The sequence below is a fragment of the Acinetobacter sp. OYA S30 genome, assembly GCF_033599315.1.
Taxonomy (GTDB): domain Bacteria; phylum Pseudomonadota; class Gammaproteobacteria; order Pseudomonadales; family Moraxellaceae; genus Acinetobacter; species Acinetobacter baumannii.
The window spans coordinates 136,077-162,944 of record NZ_JAWVAV010000001.1 but is presented as its reverse complement, the minus strand read 5'-3'; the positions used below and the strand labels follow the sequence as shown (position 1 = coordinate 162,944).

Below are 26,868 nucleotides of genomic sequence, written 5' to 3'. Positions count from 1 at the left end.
AAGGATTGTCTTATGAAGAATTTTAAATTTAGCCTTGCATGGCAAATTTTAATTGCTTTAATCCTAGGGATAGTTGTCGGGGCTGTTTTACATAACCAGCCTGAAATCAAAGATAGTATTGTAAATAACGTTCTTACTCCATTAGGTAAGATCTTTATTAGCCTGATTAAAATGATTGTAATCCCAATCGTTTTCTCTACATTGATTTTAGGTATTGCTGGTGTTGGCAGTACAAAAAGTCTAGGGCGTCTTGGTTTTAAAACCATTCTCTATTTCGAAATTATTACTACTATTGCTATTTTGGTTGGCTTGTTTGCAGCGAATATCTTCCATCCAGGTTCAGGCATTGATATGTCTCAACTGGTACAAACTGATATTTCTCAATATAAGCATACAACTGAAGAAGTACAGTCACAGTCTAATGGTATTATCCAGACGATATTATCGCTTATCCCAACGAACATTATTAGTTCAATGGCGCATGGCGAAATGTTGCCAGTGATTTTCTTTGCTGTGCTATTTGGTATTGGTTTATCTTCATTACCAGCAACAACAAAAGACCCATTATTAAATGTATTTCATGCTGTATCGGAAACAATGTTCCGTGTAACACACATCATCATGAAATATGCGCCAGTGGGTGTATTTGGCTTAATCGCTGTAACTGTTGCAAACTTCGGTTTTGCTTCGCTTATTCCATTGGGTAAATTGGTTGTATTGGTTTATGGTGCAATCTTATTCTTTGCTTTAGTGGTTTTAGGTATTACTGCAAAAATGTTCAGCATCAATATCTTTACTTTGTTTAAGATTTTGAAAGACGAATTAATTTTGGCGTATTCGACTGCAAGTTCGGAAACAGTTTTACCGCGTATTATGCAAAAAATGGAAGCTTATGGTGCGCCAAAAGCGATTTCTAGTTTTGTAATTCCAACTGGTTATTCATTTAACCTTGACGGTTCTACGCTTTACCAAAGTATCGCAGCAATCTTTATTGCACAGCTTTACGGTATTGAAATGTCAATCAGCCAACAAGTGATTTTAGTTGTAACGTTAATGATTACTTCTAAAGGTATTGCAGGTGTTCCTGGGGTATCATTTGTTGTGTTATTGGCAACATTGGGTAGTGTTGGTATTCCTGTAGAAGGCTTAGCATTTATTGCTGGTGTTGACCGTATCATGGATATGGCTCGTACTGCGTTGAACGTTGTAGGTAACGCGCTTGCTGTACTTGTAATCAGTAAATGGGAAAAACAATACGACTATGAAAAAGCTGCTGCTTATGAAGCATCTCTTAAGTAAGAGAGAAATTTTTTAGTCGAAAAAAACCCGCGAACATCGCGGGTTTTTTATTGGGTTATTTCAATACACTTTGATATAGCTCAAGGGTTTGGTCACACATATCTTTTAAACTAAACATTGTCACAGGAGCGACTGTTTGCGGTTGTTCAATATGATGCTTTACTATTTCTACTAAAGCTTTTTCATTTTCTGCTTCAACAAGACCTTGCGGGTACACATGAGATAAAATCTCGGCAACACCTCCACGGTTCCAGCCAATGACCGGCGTGCCTACCGAAAGGGCTTCTAATGCTGTTCTACCGAATGTTTCTGCTTGATTGGATAGAGAGAGTACTATATCGCTAAAAGCGAGCCATTCGCGTATATCTGAGCGATGTCCTACAAAGGTAATTTTATCTGCAAGTCCTTTGCTTTGAATGGTGTTTTGCAACTCACTTAAATAGGCTTGTTTTTTTACATCAGCCCCACCCACAACAACAGCATGCAGTTGAGGATATTGCGAATGAAGTTGCTGCATCAGTTCAATTAAACTTTCATGTCCTTTTAAACGAGTAATACGGCCAGGTAGGCAAAGTAAAAATTTATTCTCGAGTTCGGGAAAGTCGTTAAAAACTTGGTTAAACCACTGTGCTGAAGGTTGGTAGTTATGCGGAAAAGCAGCAGGGTCAATGCCTCGATAAATACGGACAATATCTTGTGGTGGACAGTTTTTATAATGGTCTGTGATGTATTTAACTACGCTGTCAGAAACAGCGATCACTTTTTCTGCCTGAGTCATGATCGCACTATAACGATTAACTGAATAGAAACCATGTACCGTGCTAATGAGGTGAGGGCGTTTATTCGCTGGTATTTTTCTTAAAGCGAAGTGGGTTAGCCACGCAGGTACGCGAGAGCGCACATGTACAATGTCTGGTTGGTGCTCTTCAATCAGCTGACGTAATGGACGGATTTGCCACAAGCTTGACAATGATTTTTTATGGATAGGCAGCGTTAAATGAGTAGAACCCTCAGCTTCAAGTTGGGACACTAGTCGGCCGCCATTTGAAACAACCAAAGATTGATGGCCTTGTGCGACCAGTGCACGTGCAATTTCCAGTGTGCCGCGTTCTACGCCACCGCTATTAAGTTCTGGGAGAAGTTGCATCACTTTCATTGTTTTTTGCCTTATACGTTCATAAAAGATGGATCATCCATAGATACATCATCTCAAACTAAATCATTATCCGGAGTTTACTATCGTGATAGCGACATGGATGTCGCTGTTGCGTTGTGTTACAAGGATGTAACATCACCGGAACAAAGGATTTTTGCTTACTTTTCATCCCTAAAAAGTAAGGTCTGCCTATCCGAAAGTATTTGAATATCACTTTAAATCGAAGCTGTGCCTATTACTAATCTAAAATTATTACAGCCTTATCTTAATAAATCTCTTCATATCCTTCAGGACGTGTTTTAAAACGACGGTGAAACCACATATATTGAGTTGGTGCGATACGAAGTTGGTTCTCAATAATCTTATTCACACGCGTTGCATCATCGACTTCATCTTCACTTGGCATATTGTCAACCGCTGGTTCAATCAAGATATGATATTTAGGGTCTTGTACATCGCCATGACGATAAAAATATAAAGGCACAGCAACCGCTTTCGAGATTTTTAATAAACGACGGTGAGCGGTTACAGTGGCAGCTGGGACTCCAAAAAATGGTGCCATAACACCTTGTTTAAGCCCAAAGTCTTGATCGGGACTATACCAAATTGCATCACCCTCTTTAAGATGACGAATCAAACCACGCATGTCATCATGATCAATTTGTGCTTTATAAATTGTGCCGCGGCAACGATAAATTAGCATATCGAGGAGGGGGTTGTTTTGAGGGCGATACACAACATCCGGCTCGAAATATTGGGCGCATACATAACCACCTGCATCGAGTAAAGTACTATGTGTACCAAGCAATAAAACACCTTTGCCTTGAGCTTGTGCATTGGTAATGTGTTCTAAGCCTTCAATAGTGACGCGGTTTTTAAACCAGTAAGGTTTATACCATGCGTTTAAGGTCTCAAAAATACCAAGCATCATATCTACAAAAACTTGTTTTGCTTGTTGCTGTACTTTTTCAGGTGACCATTCAGGGAAACAAACTTCTAAATTACGAATTGTGGTTTTACGACGAGACTTTAAATATTTCCAAGCAAGGTTTGCCAATCCATGAGCTAAGCGCCATTGAATTGCCCACGGTAAAATAGCCAAAAGCATCAGGAAAGTAATCGCAATCCACACACCCCAATATTTAGGCAACAAAAAGGACCATTGAAACTCACCGGGCGTATAAGGCTGCTTTTGGCTCATAACGATATAAAGAATTTAAAAAGTTAAAACTGCCAAAAGTGTATCACGAACTGAATTTATCGTCGTAATACACAGGAGTAAATTGAAGGTTTAGACGCGATAAAGAAAAATAAAGCGGGTTATCGGCGGTGTTCTAGAAGAATACGAACCGCAAGGCCAGCTAATACTGTACCCATGACCCAGCGTTGAATGCTTGCCCAAAGTGGTTTTTTCTGTAGAAAAAGAGCAATGCTACCAGCAGAAAATACAATCAGCGCATTTACTGAAACGCTTACAAAAATTTGTATAGTCCCGAGTTGGATAGACTGCGCTAAAATACTGCCTTGTTGTGGGTGAATAAACTGAGGTAATAAAGATAAATACATAATCGCAATTTTAGGATTAAGTAAATTAGTCAAAAAGCCCATTAAAAATAACTTTAATGGTGAGTCAACCGCTAAATCTTTAACATTAAAAATAGGTGCGGCATTGGGGCGTAAAGCTTTCCATGCTAACCAAAGTAAGTACATCGCACCGGCAATACGAATAGTGTCATATGCATAAGGTACTGCAACAACAAGTGCTGTAATCCCGAAAGATGCGCAAAGCATGTAAAATACAAAACCAACGGCAACGCCACCGAGAGAAATAAATCCTGCGATTTTGCCCTGACTAATGGAACAAGAGATAAGATAAATCATGTTTGGGCCAGGGGTGAGTACCATTGCCAGACAAATTAATCCAAATGCCAAAATTTGAGAGAGATCTAGCATGGAAATATCCTTAAATATTATTATACTGATAGGTATAACATAATTATTTTTATAAATCTTATTTGAAAAAATATCTTAAATTATATTTAAAAAAGCCTCCTAATCTAGGAGGCTTTTTAAATTAATCAGCAGGTAAAAAAATTAATTAATTCCCTTTACTCATTTGCTCAAGTTCATCCCAGCGCTCTAACTTTTCAAGGAGTAATTCTTCAATTTCTGCTAGACGCTGGCTTGCTTTGGTTGCCGCATCGGCATCAGTTACGAACCATGACCCGTCAGCAAGTTTGTCAGAAAGTTCAGCTTGCTCATTTTCTAACTTTTCAATTTCTGCCGGTAATTGCTCAAGTTCACGTTGATCTTTGTAGCTTAATTTGACCTTTTTTACGTTCGTTTGAGCTGCATTTTTTTCAGCTTCTGCTTTAGCCTGAGCTTTTTTTACATCGCCTTTTTGGTCAACGACTCTCTCGTTTGGACGCTGAATCAAATAGTCCTGATAACCACCGATATATTCTGCAATACCGCCTTTGCCATCAAATACCCAAGTTGATGTCACCACATTGTCCATAAAAGCACGGTCATGGCTAATTAGGAGCAAAGTACCTTTATATTCAGACAACATCTCCTCAAGTAGCTCAAGTGTGACCATATCTAAGTCATTCGTTGGCTCATCCATTACAATCAGGTTCGATGGCTTGAGCAATAGTTTTGCTAACAGGACACGATTACGCTCACCACCAGAAAGTGCTTTTACCGGTGTACGAGCTCGTTCTGGAGAGAATAGGAAGTCTTGTAAGTAACTGAGAATATGGCGACGTTGACCATTTACATCAACGAAATCTGAACCTTCAGAAACGTTTTCAGAAACCGACTTTTCAAGATCAAGCTGATTACGTAATTGGTCGAAGTAAGCAATTTCAAGCTGAGTTCCTGTTTTGACAACACCTTCGTGCTGAACTTCGCCTAAGATCGCTTTAATTAAAGTAGTCTTTCCTACGCCGTTATCACCGACCAAACCAATGCGGTCACCGCGCATAACAATGGCAGAGAAATCTCTAATGAGGGTTTGTCCATCGTAGCTTACGCTTAAGTGTTCAATATCAAATACAAGTTTGCCTGAGCGCTGTGCTTCTTGAACGCCCATATTGACTTTGCCTTGTTGGAAACGGCGAGCTTTTGACTCTTCTCGTAATGCTTTAAGGGCACGAACACGACCTTCATTACGTGTACGACGCGCTTTAATACCTTGACGAATCCATGCTTCTTCTTCGGCAAGTTTCTTTTCAAACAAGGCATTTTGTTTTTCTTCAGCTTCAAGTTGCTGAGCTTTTAGGTCAAGGTAACGAGAATAGTTTCCTTCATAGCTGCGTAATATGCCGCGGTCCAATTCCACAATACGAGTTGCAAGGCGGTCTACAAAAGAACGGTCATGCGAAATAAAGAGTAAGGTTAAATTATTTTGATCAAGCAGGAATTTCTCAAGCCACTCAATACTTTCAACATCTAAGTGGTTAGTTGGCTCATCGAGTAATAACACATCTGGTTGGGTAAGTAGGGCGCGGGCAAGTAAAACACGACGTTTACGACCACCCGATAGGTCGGCTAGATCTGCATTCGGATCTAACTCCATTTTACCTAAAATCGTGTTGACCTTATTTTCTAAAGCCCATCCATCAAGTTGGTCAAGTTTATGCTGTAAAGATCCCATACGATCGCAAGCTTCCATGTCACCAAGTACACAGGCATCACTTGCTTCATGATAGGCTTTAAGTACGGCAGCGGCTTCGCCTGCACCTTCTGCTACAATATCTGCAACTTTGCCCGATGACATTGGAACATCTTGGGCTAACATAGAAACAGTTAAACCATTTTGGACAGAAACTTCACCAGAATCTGGTAGTAGGCTTCCCTCAATGAGTTTAAGTAAAGTAGACTTACCTTCACCATTACGACCAATTAAACAGACTCGTTCGCCACGTTCTAGGTTGAAGTTCGCGCCATCGAGCAGGGCAGGTCCGCCAAAAGCAAGTTGGACATCCCTTAAAGTAATATAGGCCATAATGTTTTCCAAAATCTCAAATGAGGACTTAAATGACTAAACCACCATATCATGATGATCAAGCGTCATTTTCCGCACCCATTGAAGATTTGCAAGTGCGAATTGCATTTTTAGATGATTTAGTTGAGGAATTAAATCAGCAACTCGCGATTCAAACTTTAGAAATAGCTGATTTAAAAAAACAAATGCAATTACTTTATCAACGTGTGGAATCTGCAGATTTATCAGAAGGTGTTGCACCTTTTGATCCATTAACGAATAAACCACCGCATTATTAATTAAAATGGCAAGCGTTAAGCTTGCCATTTATTTTCAAAAGTGCAACTTAAAATCCGTGTAAAACGATTTTTCCTTTGGTTGAACCACTTTCAATTTGCTCATGAACCCGTGTTAAGTTTTCAGCATTAATTGGGCTTAAAACCTGAGTCACAGTTGTTTTGATTTTACCTTCATCCACCAGTTTACTGACTTCATTTAGTAGCGCACTTTGTTTTTCCATATCTTCCGTTTGGAACATTGAGCGCGTAAACATAAACTCCCAGTGGACTGAGACAGACTTAGATTTAAACGGTTTAATATCTAACTGATCAGGGTCATCAATAAGTCCAAAATGACCTTGTGGAGCAATTAACTCTACAATATCTGATAAATGTTGATCTGTTTCAGTGGTTGAGAATACATATAAAGGTGCACTTAAACCTAATTGTTTAATTTGTGCAGCTAAAGACTGACGGTGGTCTAATACATAATCAGCACCTAGTTGTTCTACCCATTCTTTTGTTTCGGGGCGTGAAGCTGTAGCAATAATCGTGAGGTTAGTTAATTGCTTAAGAAGCTGAATGGTAATTGAACCTACCCCACCAGATCCACCAATCACTAAAATAGTCGTATTAGCAGGCGCAGTCTTTGGAACTTGCAGACGATCAAATAACATTTCCCAAGCTGTGATTGCTGTTAAAGGAAGAGCCGCAGCTTCAGTCACTTCTAAAGTTTTTGGTTTATGACCGACAATACGTTCATCAACTAATTGCAATTCACTATTACTGCCTTGGCGATTTAAAGCACCTGCATACCAGACCACATCACCAATTTTAAATTGAGTAACTTTATCGCCAATCGCTTCTACCGTGCCTACAGCATCCCATCCAAGAACTTTCCAGCCAGATTGTTCAGCACTTACATTTTGACGTATTTTGGTATCGACCGGATTTACTGATACAGCTTGAACACGAACAAGTAAATCATGTCCTTTAGCTACTGGAGTATTGAGTTCAATATCTACGAGCGCCTCTGGCAATGTAATAGGCCCCGCTTTTTGATATGCCACAGCTTTCATAATCATCATTCCTCTTGTTGAGAGTTTGATCATAACGTAAGCTTAAAAATAGTGACTACAGACAAATAACGCTCATAGTGTCAAAAAGGATACTGTAAAATGGCAAAAGCTCGACATTCAAGTTTTGACTGCTCACCAGGTTGTTCAGTTGAGGCCGCAATCAGTTTGATTGATGGCAAATGGAAATGTGTCATTCTTTGGCATTTATTAAATGAAGGAACTTTACGATTTAATGAAATTCGTAAACGAGTTCCAAGCATTACACAAAGAATGTTGACCAATCAGCTTCGGGAATTAGAACAAGATGGCATTATTCACCGTGAGGTTTATCCTCAAGTGCCTCCTAAAGTGGAATATTGTCTAACTGATTTAGGGTGCGGGCTTGAGCAGATACTTCTTGCTTTAAAAACGTGGGGAGATGCGCATCTGGATCAGTTTGGTAAGTTAACTACTCTTGAAACTGAAAAGAGCGCCTAAATATTCTGCCTAGATTGTTAAAAATATCTATGAGGAAATGTTGTAGTTTTTAGCCTTGTCGGTTAATTGGACATTATTTTTATGATGTAACTTGCGTTTTCTGGTCAGCTTATGCAACTCTAATAAAAGAGATTAATAGGTTTTGCTATGGACAATATCGGAATTTGGGTTACCGTTATCATTGTTCTTTTCGTGCTAGGCTCCATTTTTGGTTTAAGAGTGAGTCCACGTGAAAAGGCGCTGGGAATTATGCGAGACAAAGCCCGCAAAATGGGGCTACATCCACGCGTAATTGCTGCACCTGAATGGACACATGTCCCGATGGCAACTGAAAAGCGTGCCAGCATGGTTGCTTACTATAGTGTATTGATCCCCGATGCTCGTTTACCGCTCATGCGTGCTCGCGTTATAGACGGAAAATTAAAAGTTGTGCAAGGCGATGAGAAATTTAATGATTCTCCCATTGCATTAAAAGGGATTTATGCTATTGATATGCAGGCAAACTGTGTAGGCCTTTATTGGGATGAGGAATCGGACCTGAAAGCTACGCAATTAGATGAGATGAAGGCTTATCTGTTGGCCTTGGCTGAAGCCTGATTTTTAAATTTATTGGTATAGGAATAACATTTTATATGGCGAATACCTCGCGCTCTGCATCTCAAAGCACAGCATCTTCTGCCTCTGCTGCACATAAACGTGCCTTAGTGATTGTGGAGTCGCCTGCCAAAGCGAAAACCATCAACAAATATTTAGGTTCGCAGTACATTGTTAAGTCTTCTGTAGGTCACGTACGTGACTTGCCAACAGGCGGCAGTAAAGCAACAGAGAAAAAGCCGGCTGCCCGGACCAAACTCACTGAGGCTGAAAAAGAACAAAAAGCGAATCAGGCTTTAATCAATCGTATGGGCGTCGATCCGGAACATGGATGGCAAGCGCATTACGAAGTTCTGCCTGGCAAAGAAAATGTTGTTGCTGAACTCAAGAAACTTGCTAAAGATGCAGATGCAATCTATCTCGCAACGGACTTGGATAGAGAAGGGGAAGCAATCGCTTGGCACTTACGCGAAGTGATTGGTGGTGACGATAGCCGTTATCATCGTGTGGTATTTAACGAAATTACTAAAAATGCCATTCAAGAAGCATTTAAACAGCCAACACGTCTCGACTTAAACCGTGTTAATGCACAACAAGCACGTCGTTTCTTGGACCGTGTAGTGGGCTTCATGGTTTCGCCATTACTGTGGGAAAAGATTGCCCGTGGTTTATCGGCAGGTCGTGTACAGTCTGTAGCGGTAAAGCTTGTTGTTGAACGTGAACGTGAAATTCGTGCTTTTATTCCAGAAGAATATTGGCAAGTCTTTGCAGACACTAAAGCTAAAAAAGATGATATTCGTCTTGAGGCTGTTAAACAGGCGGGTAAAACGCTTAAATTAAAAAATAAAGCTGAAACAGATGCCCTGTTAGATGTATTAAAAGGTGCTGAATATAAAGTTGCCCAGCGTGAAGATAAACCAACTAAGGTGAATCCAAGCGCCCCATACATCACATCGACTTTGCAACAGGCTGCAAGTACACGTTTAGGTTTCTCTGTAAAGAAAACCATGATGTTGGCGCAGCGCTTGTATGAAGCTGGTTTCATTACTTATATGCGTACTGACTCAACGTTTTTGAGTGATGATGCTGTAAGTATGGTACGTGCGCATATTGAAAGCCAATATGGCGAAAAATATTTACCAGCTAAGCCAAATCGCTATGGTAATAAAGCAGGTGCTCAAGAAGCCCACGAAGCTATTCGTCCATCAAATGTTGCGCTGACTGGTGATCAACTTGCTGGTGTAGAGCGTGATGCTCAGCGTTTGTATGATTTAATTTGGCGTCAATTCGTAGCTTGCCAAATGACTCCAGCAGAATATTTATCTTCAACTTTAACAGTTGAAGCTGGCAATGTTGAGTTAAAGGCAAAAGGCCGTACGCTTGTATTTGATGGCTTTACTAAAGTTCGTGGTGCCAACAAATCTGATGATGATATCATTTTACCTGCAATTAAAGTGGGTGAAATTTTAAAGCTAGAAAAGCTAGATCCAAGTCAGCATTTTACTAAACCACCAGCTCGTTTTACTGAAGCATCTTTAGTAAAAGAACTTGAAAAACGTGGTATTGGTCGTCCGTCGACTTATGCTGCCATTATTTCTACGATTCAAGAACGTGGTTACGTTAAGTTAGAAAATCGCCGTCTCTTTGCCGAGAAAATGGGTGAGATCGTAACAGATCGTCTTGATGAAAGTTTTAATAACCTGATGAACTATGCATTTACAGCAGACCTTGAAGGTCAGTTGGACCGTGTAGCAACGGGTGAGCGTAACTGGAAGGAATTGCTAGACACATTCTATGGTGATTTTAAAAAGCGTTTGACCAATGCTCAAGGTGAGCAGGGAATGCGTCGTAACCAGCCAGTTGAAGTACCAGCAGTACATTGCCCTGAATGTTCACGTCCAATGCAGATTCGTACGGGAACAACAGGTGTATTCTTAGGGTGTTCTGGTTATAACTTGCCGCCTAAAGAACGCTGTAAAGGAACCTTGAACTTAACGCCAGTTGAGTCTCTAGCAGCATTATCTGATGATGACAGTGCTGAAACAGCAGACTTGATGTCAAAACATCGTTGTCCAAAATGTGGTACAGCAATGGACAGCTACGTCATTGATGGTGGTCGTAAGTTACATGTTTGTGGTAACAACCCGGATTGCGATGGCTATGAGCTTGAAGAAGGCGAGTTCAAGATCAAAGGTTATGATGGCCCAACCATTCCTTGTGATAAATGTGATGGTGAAATGCAGCTTAAGACTGGTCGCTTCGGCCCATATTTCGCTTGTACAAGCTGTGACAATACTCGTAAGGTCTTGAAAAATGGTCAACCTGCACCACCACGTGTAGAACCAATCAAGATGGAACACTTGCGTTCAACCAAACATGATGATTATTTTGTGTTACGTGATGGCGCGGCTGGTCTGTTCTTGGCTGCAAGTAAGTTCCCGAAAATTCGTGAAACACGTGCACCAAAAGTTGCTGAGCTTCGTAGCGTAGCTGATCAACTTGATCCAAAATACCAGTTTATTTTACAAGCTCCAGATGTAGACCCTGAAGGTAACCCAACCATTGTGAAGTTTAGTCGTAAGAACCAATCACAATATGTGGGCTCTGAAACACCAGAAGGTAAACAAACCAAATGGAGCCTAATTTATCAAGACGGTAAATGGATTGAAGGCTAAATAAGACAGATAAAAAATGCTAGCTCAGCTAGCATTTTTTACATCTACAACAATAAAAGAAAATTTTAATTTTTATGGGGAAAAAGAATGTGGAAAAACATTCGGATTTTATGTCTATTAATTGTTTTATTAATCGTTGCAGTTCAAGCGTGGCGTGACCAAAACCAAGACTGGAATCAGCCTATTGTGGTGGTATTACACCCAATAAATGCAGATGGCTTACAAACCACACAAGCTTATATTCATCAGTTACAAAACACTGATTTCCAGGCGCTTAAAAGCTATTTAAGTGAATGGTCGCAACATTATCGGGGGCAATCAGCAAACTTTGAAATACGCTTAGGGCAACAGTTACAGCAGCGTCCACCTGAGGTGCCACAAAATGCCGGTATTTTTCATGTGGTTTGGTGGAGTTTAAAGTTTCGTTTTTATGCATGGCGACAACAACAGCCTGAAGATAATGGAGCATCGCTCAAACTTTATTTAAATTATTACGATCCCAATTATCAAAAAGTTTTGGTGCATTCGACTGCTTTAGAAAAGGGCCGTATTGGTAGTGTTAATTTGTTTGCTACACGTGGGCAAGCATCACAAAATCAGGTTGTAATCGTTCATGAGCTATTACATGGCTTTGGGGCAAAAGATAAATATGATTTAAAAACAGGTCAGCCCATATATCCATTAGGATATGCACAACCTGAAAAAGTACCCCTTTATCCACAAAAGCGAGCAGAAATCATGGGTGGTCGAACACCATTATCTGAGCAGACCAGCAAAATGCCAAGTGATTTACAAGAAACCGTCATAGGTTTACCAACAGCTCAAGAAGTGGGGTGGCTGAAATAAAATTGTGGATAAATACTGTTTTATCCACATCAATTGTTAATAAACGATGCACATCTTATACAGACAATAAATGTGAAGTGCATCACTATAATGACATTATATAAACTTCCTAATACCTGATAATAAGAGTCGCCGTCATGAAAACTGTAGGTAATGATTTGGTTCGTAATCAGCTACATGCTGATCGTAAATGGTATCTAATATTAGGCTTTGTGCTCATTATTTTCGGTTTGGTGTTATTTAGCTCACTGCCATTTGCCACATTTTCGGTTGTTTTTCTGTTTGGTATTTTAATGATGGTGGGCGGTGTGCTGCATTTAATTGCTGCCTTAAGTGTATTTAAAGGCGGTAGCCGATGGCTGTGGGCACTTTTTGGCGTGCTGTATTTAATGGCAGGCTATTATGCATTTTCTACGCCTGTTACTACGGCTGTGGTTTTAACAAGCTTATTATCAATTGCTCTGATTATTGCGGGTGTAATCCGCACTATAAATGCATTTTTACTAAGACCAATTGCAGGGTGGGGCTGGACCTTATTTTCAGGATTATTAACCCTCGCTACAGGTATTTTAATTTTAGTTTCTAAAGATTCTCCGTTTTGGGTGTTGGGAATGTTTTTAGCAGTAGATATTTTATTTCAGGGCATTAACTTTTTAGGGCTCGCTTCTGCGATTAAGCATTTACCTTCTAGTTCAAAAACGGTTTCTTAATATAAATAACGAACAAAAGAGCACTTAGGGTGCTCTTTTTTGTTTTTAGTGAGCGAAGGTCCATCTCATGGCATGGGTCTGTTAAACTAAGCCTTGGTGTTTTAGCGATATGTGTTATGAGTCTTGCAAAGTTAATTAATGAATTAAATGCTCAGCAAAAAAAAGCAGCGACGACTATGGCTCAAAACTGTTTGGTTTTGGCTGGAGCGGGTTGTGGCAAGACGAAAACTATTGTTGCTCGCGCAGCTTATTTAATTGATCAAGGTTTGCCTGCAAATCAAATTCAGATTTTAACGTTCACCCGCCGAGCTGCGAGTGAAATTGTGGCAAGGGTTGAACAGCATGTTGGGGCACAAGCCAAAGGTCTTCGTGCATCCACTTTCCACACCTTTTGCATGTATTTATTGCGTCGTAATCCGCAAGCGTTTGGTTTAACCCAATTTAGTATTATTGATCGTGATGATCAGTTACTCATGTTTCGCTTATTGAGAGGCAAAGACAAAGATAATGTTTTGCCTAAAGCGGCAGAGCTGTGTGATTTATATTCTTATGCCCGAAATACGCAATCGAAGCTTTCTGAAGCGTTACTCAAGCAATTACCTGAAGCATATGAATATAAATCACAAATTGCTGAGTTAATGAAAACCTATGAACAGCGTAAAAGAGAGCGTAATTTTTTAGACTATGATGACATTTTGTCGATCGTCGCTGTTCATTTACAAAACTCGGAAGCACTGACGAACTGGGTTGCTGGTTTCTGCCAAGCTTTGTTGGTTGATGAGATGCAAGATACCAACCCTTTACAGTGGGCACTTTTGCAGCCACTGATTGGTAAGGTGAAATTATTTTGTGTGGGAGATGATGCCCAGTCAATTTACGGTTTCCGTGGGGCCGATTTTGAAAACATTCATTCTTTTAAAGAACGTATTCCTGATGCTGTTATTCATACTTTAGATCTGAATTATCGCTCGACTCAAGAAATATTAGATTTATCAAATTGGTTACTCGCTCACAGTCCAATCGATTACCAAAAACAGTTACAGGCACATCGTGGCAAAGGACAAAAGCCACAACTCCATTTGTTTGGTAATGAATTTGAAGAAGCCAACTGGATTGCACAAGACTTAATAGAGCGACACCAACAGGGCGCAAATTGGTACGACCATATGGTGTTAGTCCGCTCTGGTTACAGCGCACGCTATTTAGAAGGTGCATTTATTGCCGCTGAAATTCCGTATCGTTTTATTGGTGGCGTAAAGTTACTTGAATCAGCGCATGTAAAGGATGTGCTCAGTTTATTGCGTATTGTGAGTAACCCGCAGGATGACTTGGCTTGGATGCGCTTTTTAACCTTATGGGATGGTATTGGAGATGTGGGTGCCAGCAAGCTAGCGCAAGAGTTAATGAGCATTTGTGAGGTCGAAGAGCGTTGTCAGCGTTTGGAGCGTCATGGAAAAGTTCCTTTACAGGCCATTTTGATTTTGAAACAGCTTGATGTGCTACAGCAGCATGTTGAGGCAAGCATTGGTCTAGCACTTGATGCATTAAGTGAACAGTTAGAGCAAAACTATAAAACTAAAGACTGGTCACGTCGAGTTAGGGATTTTGACTTGGTTAAACAACTTGCGCGTAAACATGCATCTCTTGGTGAATTTCTTGAAGAATATGTGCTTGAACCAATTTCAATTTCTGAAATTGAAAAAGCGGGTGATGATGATTTAGTGACCTTAATTACAATTCACTCCGCTAAAGGTGCAGAACAGAAAGTGTGTTATGTGCCACATGTCTCACCAAACCAATATCCCTATGCGCGTGCACAGGGCGATTTTGATGAAGTCGAAGAAGAGCGCAGAGTATTGTATGTTGCATTAACACGTGCGGAAAATGAATTGATTTTGACGAAGCAAAATCTCAATACATGGTCACAAGACACGTATGACGAACAAGGCCGCAAAATCGAAAGCTATTTTCTAAATGATTTACCTGCTCATCTGGTTCAGGCCAAAATTCATCGTCAGGTGCCACAGCCATTTGCCAAAAAGCAATGGAAAACTTCACGAACAGTAAACTTAGGTTTTGGTATCGATCTTGACTAAATTACTGTATAAGACACTGTGAATACTCAAATGTATATTGGCCTTTCTTTTGATGGTCAATGAAGGTTGGAAAATGAAAATATTAGTTCGTAATTTAGATCGTTCAGTGACTGAAGCTGAAGTTTTAGAGCTGTTTAAAGCTTATGGTAAAGTTGAGTCTTGTGTCGTTGTAACCGATAAAGATACGGGTAAATCAAAGGGCTTTGGCTTTGTCGAAATGCCGAATCCGCGTGAAGCCATTAAAGCAATCAAAGGTCTAAATACACTTAAAGTAAAAGGTTACGGTATTCGGGTTAAGGCAGCTGAAGAGTAAGGCTTTTATGCAACAATTTTTAGCTCTTTCTGTGGTTGCTCCAAATGGAACCCGTATAGCTCAGGGAATAAAAACACTTGAAGTTCGTTCATGGGTCCCTGCACAGCTGCCTCTTAAAGATCTATTCATTGTTGAGAACCAAAATTTTTTAATAAATGATGGTGATGAGGGATAACGTAAAATTTATCAAGTCTCTCTGGATTTACCATAAATAACGTTGATTTTATCAATGGAGTCGTTAAGCTAAGAATAGCCATATAGATGGCAATTTTAGAACAGGAAAGTTTAGTTATGTCACGTGTTGCTCGTTATCATGCCGATCGTACCAATCAAAAACTCTATTTTGCACGCCTAGCGTGTCAACAAGCAGAGCAAACTGATCATGTACAGCAGGTACAAGCGTATCGTGAAGCAGCTGTATTTCATTTGCATGGTGCGATGTTGGCATTTTTGCAAGAATTGGTACGTTATTACCGTTTAAATGACTTGCAACCGACATTAAAATCTATTGAAGAGCATATGGCGGCAAAAGGACAAGTTTCTCCGGAAGTTTCTGTTTTGCAGCAATTGGCAAAAGATGGCTTCGTTGCAGAATTAAAACGTGCTTACCGTATGTGCCAATATGCACCGGAACCAACTGAACCGACACCGGAAGAAGAAACTTCTTCTAATTTGATCATTAAAGTGACTCAGGGACCACAATCATGGTTACCTGATGTGAAAATTTTGCGTGAATGGCATAGAGAGTTAAGTCATTTAATTGATGGTTTTCGTAACGAAATGGTCGAGTTCTAAAATTAAACTATCTGAGCGCTTGAAATTTAATCCCAGTGCGCCTATATAAATAAGACGAGAGATGCAAAGTGCAAGGGTGCTTTGCCACCATGTTGAAACATGGAGGAAGTATATGTCTATACAGCAATTGAAAGAGTTATTTGGAAATCAAGAAGCAGTGTTGGAATTGGTCCAACTAGAAGGTGGTGAGCTCGCCTTGCGTAATGCTGGTTCTGAAAAAGAGCCCTTGGTTAAAATTCAGTTTAGTGATGAACTAAAAGCAATATTAGGTGAACAGACGCCTATAGTTGCACAACATATGATTCAAGCTGCTTTGTTTGGGCTGTTAGAAAAGCAGGTCAATGAATGGCAGGCTGAAGTTGTGGATGAGCAGCCTAAATTCTTAAGTTAAAAAAAGCGTACTCTTGAGTACGCTTTTTTGTATGCATTAATGATGTGTGGACTGATGCGCAAGTTCGATTTGATTTAAAATATGATGGCTCATATTCTTAGCCATTTCTTCTTTCGCATAGAATACTTCACCAATGTGTTCGTCTCTAATCACTGCGGCTTCTTCTTTACTTTCTGCACAAATTAAAACCTGAATTTGAGGATTCAATTGCTTCGCAATATCTACAATTCGGTGAATATCTAAGATATCCATAGGCGAAATTACTAAGAGTCGTGCGTGCATGATATGTGCTTGAATTAAAACGCCAGGTTCGGTTGCTACACCACTTACAGCCGCAATATTTGCCTGACGTAGTTTTTCTACGATTTCACGATTCTCTTCTGCAATTACGACTTTAATATTTTGATTAATTAAATTTTCAGTAATACGTCGTCCAACGCCACCATACCCTACAATCACCACTTGATCGCGTAGATAAGATTGATCGACTTCATCTGGCAGCATGGCTAATGGGTCGCCACTACGTTCAAGAAGTCGTGCTAAATGAGAGCGTTCACGAATCCAACGTTGTACCGGCTCAATTGCCGAGAAGATGAAAGAGTTCAGTGTAATTGAGAATAAAGCGCCTGCTAAAATCAGGTTTTGAGCTTCTAAAGTTAATAGACCTAAAGAGACACCAAGGGTAGCTAAAATAAATGAAAACTCACCAATTTGAGCAAGGCTGGCCCCGACTGTTAAAGCCGTATTGATTGGATAGCGGAAGAATAAAACTAAAGCCATTGCAGCAAGAGTTTTACCCACCATAATAATCGCGATAACAGCCAAGATATGTAGTGGACGTTCAATAAGAATATGTGGATCAAACAACATCCCTACTGAAACGAAAAATAAAATCGAGAAAATTTCACGTAGTGGTAGCGTTTCTTCTTCTGCGCGATGGCTAAAATCTGATTCTTTAACGACCATTCCGGCAAAAAATGCCCCTAATGCCATTGAAACTCCAAAGATGGCATAAGAACCATAGGCAATCGATACAGCCGCAGCGACTACAGTAAGTGTAAAAAGCTCTCTTGAACCTAAGCGAGCAACAAACTGCATAATAATAGGTACAACGCGCTTACCGACAATCAGCATAAAGGCAATAAAGCCAATAACCTTTAATAGGGTGATTCCAAGAGTTAGCCAGATGTTACCTTCTGCGCCTGCTGGAGCTTTTCCGCCGAGTAAAACAGCTGTAGCTGGAAGAAGTACTAAAACAAGTACCATGACTAAATCTTCAACTAACAGCCAGCCCACAGCAATTTTGCCGTTTACAGAATCTAGAAGACCACGGTCTCCCAAAGCTTTTAATAATACAACTGTACTCGCACATGACAGGCTTAAGCCAAAAACGAGTGCGGAGCCAAAGCTCCAGCCCCATAACATTGAAACGCCAATACCCAGTAAAGTTGCAACAGCAATTTGTAAGATTGCACCTGGCAAGGCAATGCGGCGAACAAGTAAAAGATCATTTAAGGAAAAATGCATACCAACGCCAAACATGAGGAACATTACACCGAGTTCAGCAAGTTGGTTTGCAAGATGAATATCTGCTTCAACACCAGGAGTATTAGGACTAATAATAATTCCGGCAATGAGATAGCCAATAAGAGGGGGAAGTCGTAGTCGGGCGGCAATATAGCCAAAAAACAGGGCAACGCCAAAACCAACAGCAAGTAAAATAATTAAATCTACGTCATGCGGCACTAAAAACTCCTTTTACGTGAGTTAGGCTAAAGACAAGCATAAAAAATGCCAAGGCGGAATATGTGGAAAGTTTAACAAAAAGGCAGGTATAAAAAAAATGCAAAAAAAAACGACTTCATAAAGAAGTCGTTTTTTTTCGAGGCTAAAATTATTTGATTTTAGCTTCTTTGAAAATCACGTGTTGACGGATTTTTGGATCAAATTTTTTGATTTCCATTTTTTCCGGCATAGTACGTTTGTTTTTAGTCGTGGTATAGAAGTAACCTGTACCAGCTGAAGAAACGAGGCGAATCTTATCACGCATTGCTCAGACTCCTTAGATCTTTTGACCTTGAGCACGAAGGTCTGCAACAACCTTTTCGATACCCAATTTGTCAATAATACGCATACCTTTAGTGGTTAAACGAAGACGTACAAAACGTTTTTCGCTTTCTAACCAGAAACGGTGGTGGTGCAGGTTCGGCTCGAACCGGCGCTTGGTTTTGTTGTTGGCGTGTGAGACGTTGTTACCAACGACTGGACGCTTGCCGGTAACTTGGCAAACCTTAGACATGGTGTAACTCCATTGATTTAGCCAACAGCAAATCTGTGGCCAGTCATACTAAATGTAAACGGATGAATTCATTCAAGGGGCGTTTTATACCAAAAATACGATTAAAAGACAAGCGAAATTGGTAAAAACGAGGCATGATCTAGTATAACAGATCATGCCTTGATCAGTTAACGCAACAAGGTTTTCGAAATGAAGCGATGAATCGGTTTATTGAACGGCGGAAGAATATATTTCAAGCTATAAAGTTTTGGATTTGACATGACCGAACGTTCATGTGAAAGCCCAAAAAAGCCCTCCGGTCCGTGATATTTACCCATACCTGATGCACCAATACCGCCAAAAGGTAAATCATCTTGTGCTACATGGGTAATCACCATGTTAATTCCGAAATGCCCTGAATGAGTATGCTGAGAGATATAATCGGCGCGTGCTTGATCATAGTCAAAATAATACATCGCCAAAGGACGTGGTCGACTATTAATAAATTCGATGACTTCTTCGATTTGGTCATATTCTAAAATTGGTAGAACAGGACCAAAAATTTCATTTTGCATAATATCCATTGCAGTCGTTACACCAGTAACCAGAGTCGGTGCAATTTTGCGGACATCATCTAAAATTTCATTTTGAGGATTAATTTCAATAATACGAGCACCCTGATCACGGGCATTTTCTAGATAGCCCTGAATACGGTTGTACTGCTTATCATTAATAATAGATGTGTAGTCTTGATTGTTACGGAAATGAGGATACATTCCAGCCACAATCAATTTAAAGTTTTCAATGAACTCGGCAGTTTTACCACGCGGCAAGAAAATATGGTCTGGCGCAACGCAAGTTTGGCCTGCATTCCATAATTTACCCACAGCAATACGCTGTGCGACATCTTTCATGTCTACGGAAGCATGTACCAAAGCGGGGGATTTACCACCCAACTCAAGAATAACCGGAACCAGATTTTGAGCTGCAGCCGCCATGACTGTTTTACCGACAGAAGTCGAGCCTGTGAAAATCATTTTGTCAAAAGGCAGGTGACTAAACGCATCAGAGATCACACCACCGCCATTAACCACAGCAACCAATTCTTGTGGAAAAGCTTCAGAAAGTGCATTTTCAAGAACTTGTCCAAAATTTGGAGAAGCACTCGAAATTTTGATCATGGCATGATTACCGGCTGCCAAAGCACAGATGAGTGGGCCAACGGAAAGTAGTAATGGATAGTTCCAAGGTGTAATAATGCCAATAACACCCATTGGTTGATATTGTACCCAACCTTTTGCTGGCTGATGTAATACACTGATATGGCGTTTTGATGGTTTCATCCATCCGGTCAGGTTCTTACTGTAATACTTGATTTGTTCAAGACAGGTAAGTAACTCACCAATTTTGGTTTCCATAATGGCACGATTGCCATAATCAAGGTTAATTGCTTCGGCAATCTGATCTTGATATTTTACCAAGACTCTTTTAAGACGAGCTAAACGATCAATACGCTCTTTAGCAGTGGGTACCGGATGACGTAAGTAGGCAATCTTTTGCTGCTCAAGCAAATCATGTAAATGCTTAACATCATAAGTAACCTGAGTCTCTGGATTTGTTTTTGTTTGACTGTTCATCGGTACTTACCAAATATACTGATATACTTATTTTTTAGAGTAAATACTCTAAATAGTCAAGTTGGTTTCTGTGTGCAAGTCTTAACCATATGAATTAACGAAGGTTATTAAAATGTCTCTACCTAAAGCTCTGAAGACAAAAGACCGGATTTTACAAATCAGTTTGCAGCTTTTTAATGAGCGTGGCGAACGGTCTGTCACTACCAATCATATTGCTGCAGAGTTGGGGATTAGTCCTGGAAACTTGTATTATCACTTTCGAAACAAGCATGAAATCATTAAGGAATTAATGCACCAATACCAGGTCGAGACTTTAGAAATGCTCTCTTTACCTGAGGACAGACCATTAACGACCAATGACAAAATTAATTATTTTCAGGTACTCAGTGGTCAGCTATGGAACTATCGTTTTATCCACCGCGATGTTTATCATTTAGTTGAAAGTAACGAAGACTTTAAAAAGATCTATCCTCGATTCGCAGGGCAGGTCATGCAGCAAGGGCAAAGAATTTATCAGGCCTTTGTTGATGCCGGGCTTATGAAAATGACGCCATCGGAAATTGAAGCGCTCATTATTAACCTCTGGATTGTCTTAACCAACTGGACCAACTTTCTATATATGTCCGGACACATTAGTGACAATAACCACCTTGAAGAAAAATGGGTTTGGCAAGCTTTACGTCAAATGGTTTTTTTAGAAGGCCCTTATTTAATGGGGGAAAGTCGCGCGACTTATGAGCAATTATTGGAGTCACTTGGACCTTCTGATCTTTTTGCCAGCTTATCGTCCCTAAAAGATGAATAGTTGTGCTTGTTTATTTAGAGCGCTAGAATACTCGGCTTATCAAAATTTTGTCTCAATTAAGTGATATTAACCAAATGAATATGACCACTGCCAATACAGCCCGTTTACTGATTACTTGTGAAGACAAGCCTGGGATCGTACAGGCTGTATCGAGCTTTTTGTACCATCAGGGTGCAAACATTACCGCGCTTGATCAGTATGCGACGGAAGCTCAAGGCGGACGTTATTTCATGCGTGTTGAATTTGAACTTGATCATTTACAGTCTCGTAAAGATGCTTTAATTCAGACTTTCGCAGCAAATGTAGCGGAACGTTATGGCATGCAATGGCGTCTTGCTTTTGTTAATGATATTAAAAAGGTTGGTATTTTAGTTTCTAAAGTTGACCATGCTTTGCTTGAGCTATTGTGGCGTCATGCACGTGGTTCTTTACCGTGTGAAATTACCCACGTAATTTCTAACCACGAAGATTTACGTGAAGCGGTTGAAAACTTTGGTATTCCATTTACAGTCATTAAAGTAACCAAAGACAATAAAGCAGAAGCTTATGCTCAAATTCATGAAATGATGCAAGGCAATGACTTGTTAGTTCTTGCGCGTTACATGCAGATTTTAAGCGAAGATTTCGTTTCTAAATGGGAAATGAAAATTATCAATATTCACCACTCATTCTTACCTGCTTTTGTGGGCGCAAACCCATACAAGCAAGCATATGAAAAAGGTGTAAAGTTGATTGGTGCAACAGCTCACTATGTGACTGCTGACCTAGACCAAGGCCCAATTATTGAGCAAGACGTTGAACGTGTGAGCCATGATTATAATGTTGAGCAGTTGCGTGAGCTTGGCGAAGATGTTGAACGTAATGTATTAGCTCGTGCTGTTAAATGGCATTTAGAAGACCGAATTATTGTAGATGGCAATAAGACTGTTGTTTTCTAACAACTTATATTCCTTTAAAAGCATGCTTTTGAGCGTGCTTTTTTTATGGCTAAAATAAATTTAAAATGTTATAACATAACTAGAGTCTGTTGCTCTATAGATTACTTTTAATATCTAGCTACTTAATTATTTTTTAAGCTGAGCGCGATCTGATAAGTGAAAATAGGGAACTTACAAATTTTAGTGCGTTGTCTAAGCATGAGAAAACTAAGGTGATATCACTTTATCAAGTTAGACCTCGCGATAATGAGGAATGTTTTCATAAAAAAGTAGTTGCAAATGAAAACACTTCTCATTTATTATTGTGGCACTTTATTGTTCTATCCGATGTTTGAAATCGTTTCTATAAATTGAAAGCCGAAATCATCATCCATTAGGTAATTAGATTCTTATGAGTCAATCTTCCGCAGCCTTAAACTCTCCCAATCCGATGAAAAAGAAAGTCATCACGGCACTAATTGCGGTTGCAATTGGTCATATCGGGGTCTTATGGGCAGTCAGCCACATTAAGCCTGCTGAACTAAAGCCAATTGAAAAGAAACCTTTACAAGTCCGTTTTGTAAAAATTCAAGAGCAACCAAAACCTTTACCACCAAAACCAAAAGAACCGCCTAAAAAGCCGGAACCTAAAAAAGAAGTGAAAGAGGTTAAAGTTGTCGAGAAACCTGTAACTCCACCTAAAAAAGTGGAAAAAATTCAGCAGGTCAAAAAGGCTGAAACACCTAAAGAAACAGTAAAAACAGAACCTAAAGTTGAACCGAAAATAGTAACGCCAACGACTACTGTGACTGAAAAAGTCGTTGAAAAGCCAAAGCCAGTGGTTCAAGAAGCACCTAAAGCTCAACCTGCTCCAGATCCATCGCCAAAACGCGTTTCAATTGGCGGTTCGGGTGTACAGTGGAGCCGCTCACCACGTTTGACTGTTTCACCAAAAGATTTACAGGGCGAAGCACGCTCGGTTGTTGTACTTATTGAAGCCGATGAGAAAGGCAAGATTACTAACGTGCGCGTAACCCGTAGCAGCGGTATTCCAAGTCTAGATGACAAAGTAGTCCGCGCTGTACGTAGTGCAAAATTTAAACCTTATATGGAAAACGGTGTTGCTTATCCAATTAAAGCAGAGCAACCGTTTGACTTAACCCCTTAAACGAATTTGAGTCCCAACGGCTAACCTTAATCAGGAGTTCGAATATGAACTTTTCAATCTATTGGCAACATGCAGATGCAGTGAGTAAAACCCTGTATTTCATCTTATTGGCAATGTCGATTGCTACCTGGACAGTTTTCATCTTACGTTTGATGGGGACTCGCCAACTAAAACAACAAGCTTATGCTCAACTCTCTCAGGCTATTACTTCGCTCAAAGCAAAGTTACAACCTTTGAGTTTTGAACAACGTAAAGCAGTTGCAGAGCAAGCATTATTGCGTCAGATTTCTGCTGAGAAAGCCAATGCTGATAAAGGTATTTCAGTTTTAGGAACAATTGCTTCAATTGCACCATTCGTGGGTTTGTTTGGTACAGTATGGGGTATTTTCCACGCGTTAGTTGCTGTTGGTAAGAGCGGACAGGCAGGTTTAGCTCAAGTGGCTACACCAGTAGGTGAAGCACTTATTATGACTGGTCTTGGTCTAGCAGTTGCGATTCCAGCGGTATTGGCTTATAACATCTGTGTACGTGCGAATCGTGGCCTTGCTCATGATTTACAAGATCAAGCACACAGTTTGTTAATCGACACCATGTTGCAGCAAGACTCAACTGTAAAGTCTGATGTTAAAACTGCACAGCAAAGTTATGTTGGAGGTCAAGCTTAATGGCTTTTCAATTGGGTGAAGACCACGATAGTGGCATGAATGAGATGAATCTCATTCCGCTAATCGACATTATGTTGGTGTTAATGATCATCTTTTTGGTCACAGCAACAGTTGCCAACCCATCGATTCCATTAACGCTTCCTAAAACAACTGCTGAAATTATTGATCCACCACCAAAAGCAATTACGATTAGTATCAATGCAAATGGTGAAGTGGCTTGGGATACTCAAGTAATTAGCCTTGATGAGCTTCAAAAACGTTTCCAAGAAGCAGGTCAAGGTGCGGTTAAACCGACAGTTCAACTTCGCGCTGATAAAGAGTCGAAGTACGATACTGTTGCTCAGGTAATGTCTCGCGCCAGTGAAGCCGGACTGAGCGATATTGCCTTTGTAAGTGAAAACTAAAAACTAGTTTCACGTAATAAAAAAGCAACCAATTCGGTTGCTTTTTTATTTTCTCATTTATTAATTTTTCATGAGATGTTGGAATTTACTATGTAATTTTAACAGCTTAGGTGGAATTGCAAAGTTGCAGTAACCTTGTGAAGGGTTCTTTTCATAGTAATTTTGATGATAGTCTTCTGCTGGATAGAATGTAGGAGCAGGGGATAATTCAGTCACAATATCAAGATCGTCATCTTTTAATGTCTGAATGGTGTGTTCTGCTGCCTGCTTTTGCTCTTCATTAAAATAGTAAATAACAGAGCGATATTGAGTACCAATATCATTACCTTGGCGGTTTAAAGTCGTTGGATCATGCGTTGCAAAGAACACATCAAGTAACTGAGAATATGTAACTTGTTGTTCATCAAAGTCGATAAGAACCACTTCAGCATGCTGAGTGTCACCTTGACATACTTGCTCATAAGTTGGGTGAGTTGTATGCCCACCAGCATAACCACTTGTTACTTTTTCTACACCACGTATTTGTAAAAATACGGCTTCGACGCACCAAAAACAGCCGCCGCCAAATAATGCCTGTTGCATTGTTTTTTCCTCTATTTCCTGCCTATTACAATAGGGTTTATCTAGTTAGATTACAAAGTAAAGCGTGTATAAAAAAGTAAAGAAAATTGCATTACTTATTTCATTTTACTTTAGGTAAACCCTGTCGAACAATTTGAGAGAAATGCTCACTGCTTTGGTCTGCAAATTGTTCAAAATGTTCAGTACGTGGGTTAATGTGTGCAATTTGATACCACTGTTTCAAGCTAATATTTTGATCGAGTGCTTTAAGATCATATAAATAATTAGGTAAGTAACCAGAGGCAATTAACCGATAATCTTTAGGAAGCTGATATGGGTTAATGGCTTGAACCATATCAAAAATTAAAGTTGTACAATTACTTGTGAGCGTATTGTACCACTTTGGTTCTGCACGTAGTTCATCTGCTTTTTTAAGATATTCTAAAAAGAGCGCTTTTTGCTCCGAGCGAGGCATATTGACCGGAAAATTATAAACTTGCTCTTTACGGATATTGCTACGCGTGTAGACAATATCTTTTTCATCAGATGCAATTAAGCTCAGTTCATATTTTCTAAAGAAGCCGCCAATTGCTGAAAACTCTTCAGTCTTTTCTTTTCGAATTTCGATCGAAAAAACTAAAGGTTGTTGATTTTTAAATTCGAAACTGACTAGCGTATGGGCAATTTGTGGCCCCATCCAGTAAGAGGTAATGATATTTATGCCATTTAACTGGTTCAGGTCAAAAGTACGGGTTTCCCAGCGGACATCATAGGTTCCATCAGGATGCCAGTTGAAGTTACGGACATTATGCAAAGTAATAACATCGCCGTGTTTTTCGTAACTTAGCATATTGGCAACTTCAGGGTTCCAGTCACGGTCTTGACGTGCAGTAATCGAAAAGTACCAAACCAAAGAGCAGGCAAAAGCTAATAGGTAGATTAAAACGTCTGTACGACGGCTAATAATATGCCCATTAAAATATAAACCCGCCATACTTAACGCAAAGGCAATCCATATGCCAATAATAATACGGCTGCCTAACCAGCCAAAAGGTTGTTGGACCCATAGGGCTAAGCATACCCAAATGCTGGAAAGCACAATAAACAACGTGAATAAACTATGTAAAGCGCCGAAGAGGAGGGCGATAATAAATTCACGTGTTCCGATATTGTGCATAGGCGACCAGAAAATTATTTTTTATAAGTGGCAAATTCGAATGAAGTTCCTGATTTTTCATCTACTTGCTGCTCACTTGCAGTTTTATGGAATTCATTCGGTATTGTTGGATAATGTGCATCACCTTGTACATCTAAGTCAACATGAGTGAGCTCAAGACGGTCTGCAATTGACAAGGTTTGCTTAAAGATTTCACCACCACCAATAATGAACAAAGCTTGCTTTTCGGTATTTTTGGCATCTTCTAAAGCAGCATTTAAAGCATCTTCAATTGAATACGCAATTTTTACGCCGTCAAAATGCCAGTTAATGTCACGGGTAATCACCCAGTTCACACGGTTCGGTAGAGCACGGCCCATAGACTCAAGCGTTTTGCGGCCCATGATCACCACACCACCTTGTGTGATTTCTTTAAAGTGTTTTAAGTCGGCAGAGATATGCCATGGCAACGCATTGCCTTTACCAATACAGTGATTTTTGTCCATTGCGACAACGTGGACAACTTCTACATTTTGCCATGCCATAATCTTATTCTCTAAACCGTAATCTAATGAAATTT

Annotated in this window: 28 protein-coding genes and 1 pseudogene; 17 read left to right on the top strand and 12 right to left on the bottom strand. The window is 39.9% G+C overall.

The genetic code is table 11. The annotated features are described in order from the left end of the window. Positions 1–12: 12 nt before the first annotated feature. Positions 13–1,299 carry a glutamate/aspartate:proton symporter GltP gene (gltP, locus tag R5R67_RS00765; protein ID WP_000787679.1) on the top strand — a complete coding sequence of 429 codons (1,287 nt, stop codon included), beginning with the start codon at positions 13–15 and terminating at the stop codon, positions 1,297–1,299. 55 nt (positions 1,300–1,354) lie between these two features. On the opposite strand, the gene R5R67_RS00760 is transcribed toward gltP, so the two are convergent. From R5R67_RS00760 to R5R67_RS00745, 4 genes are all read right to left on the bottom strand, one after another. Then, a complete protein-coding gene (locus R5R67_RS00760; RefSeq protein ID WP_000867097.1) occupies positions 1,355–2,455 on the bottom strand; it encodes a glycosyltransferase family 4 protein in 1,101 nt (366 codons plus the stop codon). A 265-nt stretch (positions 2,456–2,720) separates the two neighbouring features. Next, complete coding sequence (gene lpxL, locus R5R67_RS00755; RefSeq protein WP_000078872.1) at positions 2,721–3,656, bottom strand: LpxL/LpxP family Kdo(2)-lipid IV(A) lauroyl/palmitoleoyl acyltransferase; 936 nt, start codon at positions 3,654–3,656, stop codon at positions 2,721–2,723. 119 nt (positions 3,657–3,775) lie between these two features. Then, entirely contained in the window at positions 3,776–4,408 is a 633-nt protein-coding gene (locus tag R5R67_RS00750) for a LysE family translocator (protein ID WP_000886295.1), read from the bottom strand. Between the two features lie 145 nt (positions 4,409–4,553). After that, positions 4,554–6,464, bottom strand: a complete 1,911-nt coding sequence (locus R5R67_RS00745; protein ID WP_000323468.1) for an ATP-binding cassette domain-containing protein — start codon at positions 6,462–6,464, stop codon at positions 4,554–4,556. A 32-nt stretch (positions 6,465–6,496) separates the two neighbouring features. On the opposite strand from R5R67_RS00745, the gene R5R67_RS00740 reads away from it, so the two are divergent. Further along, the gene (locus R5R67_RS00740; protein ID WP_000165735.1) at positions 6,497–6,742 is read left to right on the top strand and encodes a SlyX family protein; all 246 of its coding nucleotides are present in this window, start codon (positions 6,497–6,499) and stop codon (positions 6,740–6,742) included. A 47-nt stretch (positions 6,743–6,789) separates the two neighbouring features. On the opposite strand, the gene R5R67_RS00735 is transcribed toward R5R67_RS00740, so the two are convergent. Further along, the gene (locus tag R5R67_RS00735) at positions 6,790–7,800 is read right to left on the bottom strand and encodes a zinc-binding alcohol dehydrogenase family protein (protein ID WP_000648644.1); all 1,011 of its coding nucleotides are present in this window, start codon (positions 7,798–7,800) and stop codon (positions 6,790–6,792) included. Between the two features lie 99 nt (positions 7,801–7,899). Here R5R67_RS00735 and R5R67_RS00730 point away from each other — a divergent pair, with 99 nt between their 5' ends. From R5R67_RS00730 to R5R67_RS00685, 10 genes and pseudogenes are all read left to right on the top strand, one after another. Continuing rightward, a complete protein-coding gene (locus R5R67_RS00730; protein ID WP_001029766.1) occupies positions 7,900–8,277 on the top strand; it encodes a winged helix-turn-helix transcriptional regulator in 378 nt (125 codons plus the stop codon). Between the two features lie 147 nt (positions 8,278–8,424). After that, positions 8,425–8,874 (top strand): hypothetical protein, encoded by a 450-nt coding sequence (locus R5R67_RS00725; RefSeq protein ID WP_000368721.1) that lies wholly within the window; start codon positions 8,425–8,427, stop codon positions 8,872–8,874. A 35-nt stretch (positions 8,875–8,909) separates the two neighbouring features. After that, complete coding sequence (gene topA / locus R5R67_RS00720) at positions 8,910–11,546, top strand: type I DNA topoisomerase (protein ID WP_000024261.1); 2,637 nt, start codon at positions 8,910–8,912, stop codon at positions 11,544–11,546. An 87-nt stretch (positions 11,547–11,633) separates the two neighbouring features. Continuing rightward, positions 11,634–12,392, top strand: coding sequence for a hypothetical protein (locus tag R5R67_RS00715; protein WP_000265766.1), 759 nt, complete (start codon positions 11,634–11,636; stop codon positions 12,390–12,392). A 137-nt stretch (positions 12,393–12,529) separates the two neighbouring features. Continuing rightward, on the top strand, positions 12,530–13,102 hold the full coding sequence (locus tag R5R67_RS00710; protein ID WP_000859452.1) for an HdeD family acid-resistance protein: 573 nt from the start codon (positions 12,530–12,532) through the stop codon (positions 13,100–13,102). 116 nt (positions 13,103–13,218) lie between these two features. Then, positions 13,219–15,198, top strand: a complete 1,980-nt coding sequence (locus R5R67_RS00705) for an ATP-dependent helicase (protein WP_000050351.1) — start codon at positions 13,219–13,221, stop codon at positions 15,196–15,198. A 73-nt stretch (positions 15,199–15,271) separates the two neighbouring features. After that, on the top strand, positions 15,272–15,511 hold the full coding sequence (locus tag R5R67_RS00700; protein WP_000699342.1) for an RNA recognition motif domain-containing protein: 240 nt from the start codon (positions 15,272–15,274) through the stop codon (positions 15,509–15,511). A 7-nt stretch (positions 15,512–15,518) separates the two neighbouring features. Next, a pseudogene (locus R5R67_RS00695) lies at positions 15,519–15,680 on the top strand (ASCH domain-containing protein); the annotation flags it as partial. Between the two features lie 122 nt (positions 15,681–15,802). Next, positions 15,803–16,306 (top strand): DUF6586 family protein, encoded by a 504-nt coding sequence (locus tag R5R67_RS00690; protein WP_002027464.1) that lies wholly within the window; start codon positions 15,803–15,805, stop codon positions 16,304–16,306. A 112-nt stretch (positions 16,307–16,418) separates the two neighbouring features. Next, complete coding sequence (locus tag R5R67_RS00685; protein ID WP_000027403.1) at positions 16,419–16,697, top strand: hypothetical protein; 279 nt, start codon at positions 16,419–16,421, stop codon at positions 16,695–16,697. A 36-nt stretch (positions 16,698–16,733) separates the two neighbouring features. Here the strand turns inward: R5R67_RS00685 and R5R67_RS00680 are convergent, their stop codons facing one another. From R5R67_RS00680 to R5R67_RS00665, 4 genes are all read right to left on the bottom strand, one after another. Further along, a complete protein-coding gene (locus tag R5R67_RS00680) occupies positions 16,734–18,443 on the bottom strand; it encodes a cation:proton antiporter (protein ID WP_001119808.1) in 1,710 nt (569 codons plus the stop codon). A gap of 148 nt (positions 18,444–18,591) precedes the next feature. Continuing rightward, positions 18,592–18,747: a 50S ribosomal protein L33 gene (gene rpmG / locus R5R67_RS00675; RefSeq protein ID WP_001205031.1), complete on the bottom strand. Its 156-nt coding sequence runs from the start codon at positions 18,745–18,747 to the stop codon at positions 18,592–18,594. A 12-nt stretch (positions 18,748–18,759) separates the two neighbouring features. After that, positions 18,760–18,996: a 50S ribosomal protein L28 gene (gene rpmB, locus R5R67_RS00670; protein ID WP_000048256.1), complete on the bottom strand. Its 237-nt coding sequence runs from the start codon at positions 18,994–18,996 to the stop codon at positions 18,760–18,762. 167 nt (positions 18,997–19,163) lie between these two features. Beyond that, positions 19,164–20,612: a coniferyl aldehyde dehydrogenase gene (locus tag R5R67_RS00665; protein ID WP_001088259.1), complete on the bottom strand. Its 1,449-nt coding sequence runs from the start codon at positions 20,610–20,612 to the stop codon at positions 19,164–19,166. 112 nt (positions 20,613–20,724) lie between these two features. Between R5R67_RS00665 and R5R67_RS00660 the strand changes: the two genes are divergently transcribed. The 5 genes from R5R67_RS00660 (at position 20,725) to R5R67_RS00640 (ending at position 24,571) form a co-directional block, all read left to right on the top strand. After that, positions 20,725–21,417: a TetR/AcrR family transcriptional regulator gene (locus R5R67_RS00660; RefSeq protein ID WP_000056618.1), complete on the top strand. Its 693-nt coding sequence runs from the start codon at positions 20,725–20,727 to the stop codon at positions 21,415–21,417. A gap of 74 nt (positions 21,418–21,491) precedes the next feature. Continuing rightward, positions 21,492–22,355, top strand: a complete 864-nt coding sequence (gene purU / locus R5R67_RS00655) for a formyltetrahydrofolate deformylase (protein WP_001057506.1) — start codon at positions 21,492–21,494, stop codon at positions 22,353–22,355. A gap of 391 nt (positions 22,356–22,746) precedes the next feature. Continuing rightward, positions 22,747–23,502, top strand: a complete 756-nt coding sequence (locus R5R67_RS00650) for an energy transducer TonB (protein WP_000083586.1) — start codon at positions 22,747–22,749, stop codon at positions 23,500–23,502. Between the two features lie 44 nt (positions 23,503–23,546). Further along, positions 23,547–24,167 carry a MotA/TolQ/ExbB proton channel family protein gene (locus R5R67_RS00645; RefSeq protein WP_001011664.1) on the top strand — a complete coding sequence of 207 codons (621 nt, stop codon included), beginning with the start codon at positions 23,547–23,549 and terminating at the stop codon, positions 24,165–24,167. Beyond that, complete coding sequence (locus tag R5R67_RS00640) at positions 24,167–24,571, top strand: ExbD/TolR family protein (protein ID WP_000885431.1); 405 nt, start codon at positions 24,167–24,169, stop codon at positions 24,569–24,571. Before R5R67_RS00645 ends, R5R67_RS00640 begins: the two co-directional genes overlap by 1 nt. Positions 24,572–24,631: 60 nt before the next feature. On the opposite strand, the gene msrA is transcribed toward R5R67_RS00640, so the two are convergent. From msrA to R5R67_RS00625, 3 genes are all read right to left on the bottom strand, one after another. Then, positions 24,632–25,153: a peptide-methionine (S)-S-oxide reductase MsrA gene (msrA, locus tag R5R67_RS00635; protein WP_001183413.1), complete on the bottom strand. Its 522-nt coding sequence runs from the start codon at positions 25,151–25,153 to the stop codon at positions 24,632–24,634. Between the two features lie 100 nt (positions 25,154–25,253). After that, the gene (locus R5R67_RS00630; protein ID WP_000551512.1) at positions 25,254–26,309 is read right to left on the bottom strand and encodes a DUF4105 domain-containing protein; all 1,056 of its coding nucleotides are present in this window, start codon (positions 26,307–26,309) and stop codon (positions 25,254–25,256) included. A 14-nt stretch (positions 26,310–26,323) separates the two neighbouring features. Continuing rightward, positions 26,324–26,833 carry a dihydrofolate reductase gene (locus R5R67_RS00625; RefSeq protein ID WP_000312546.1) on the bottom strand — a complete coding sequence of 170 codons (510 nt, stop codon included), beginning with the start codon at positions 26,831–26,833 and terminating at the stop codon, positions 26,324–26,326. Between the last annotated feature and the right edge of the window lie 35 nt (positions 26,834–26,868).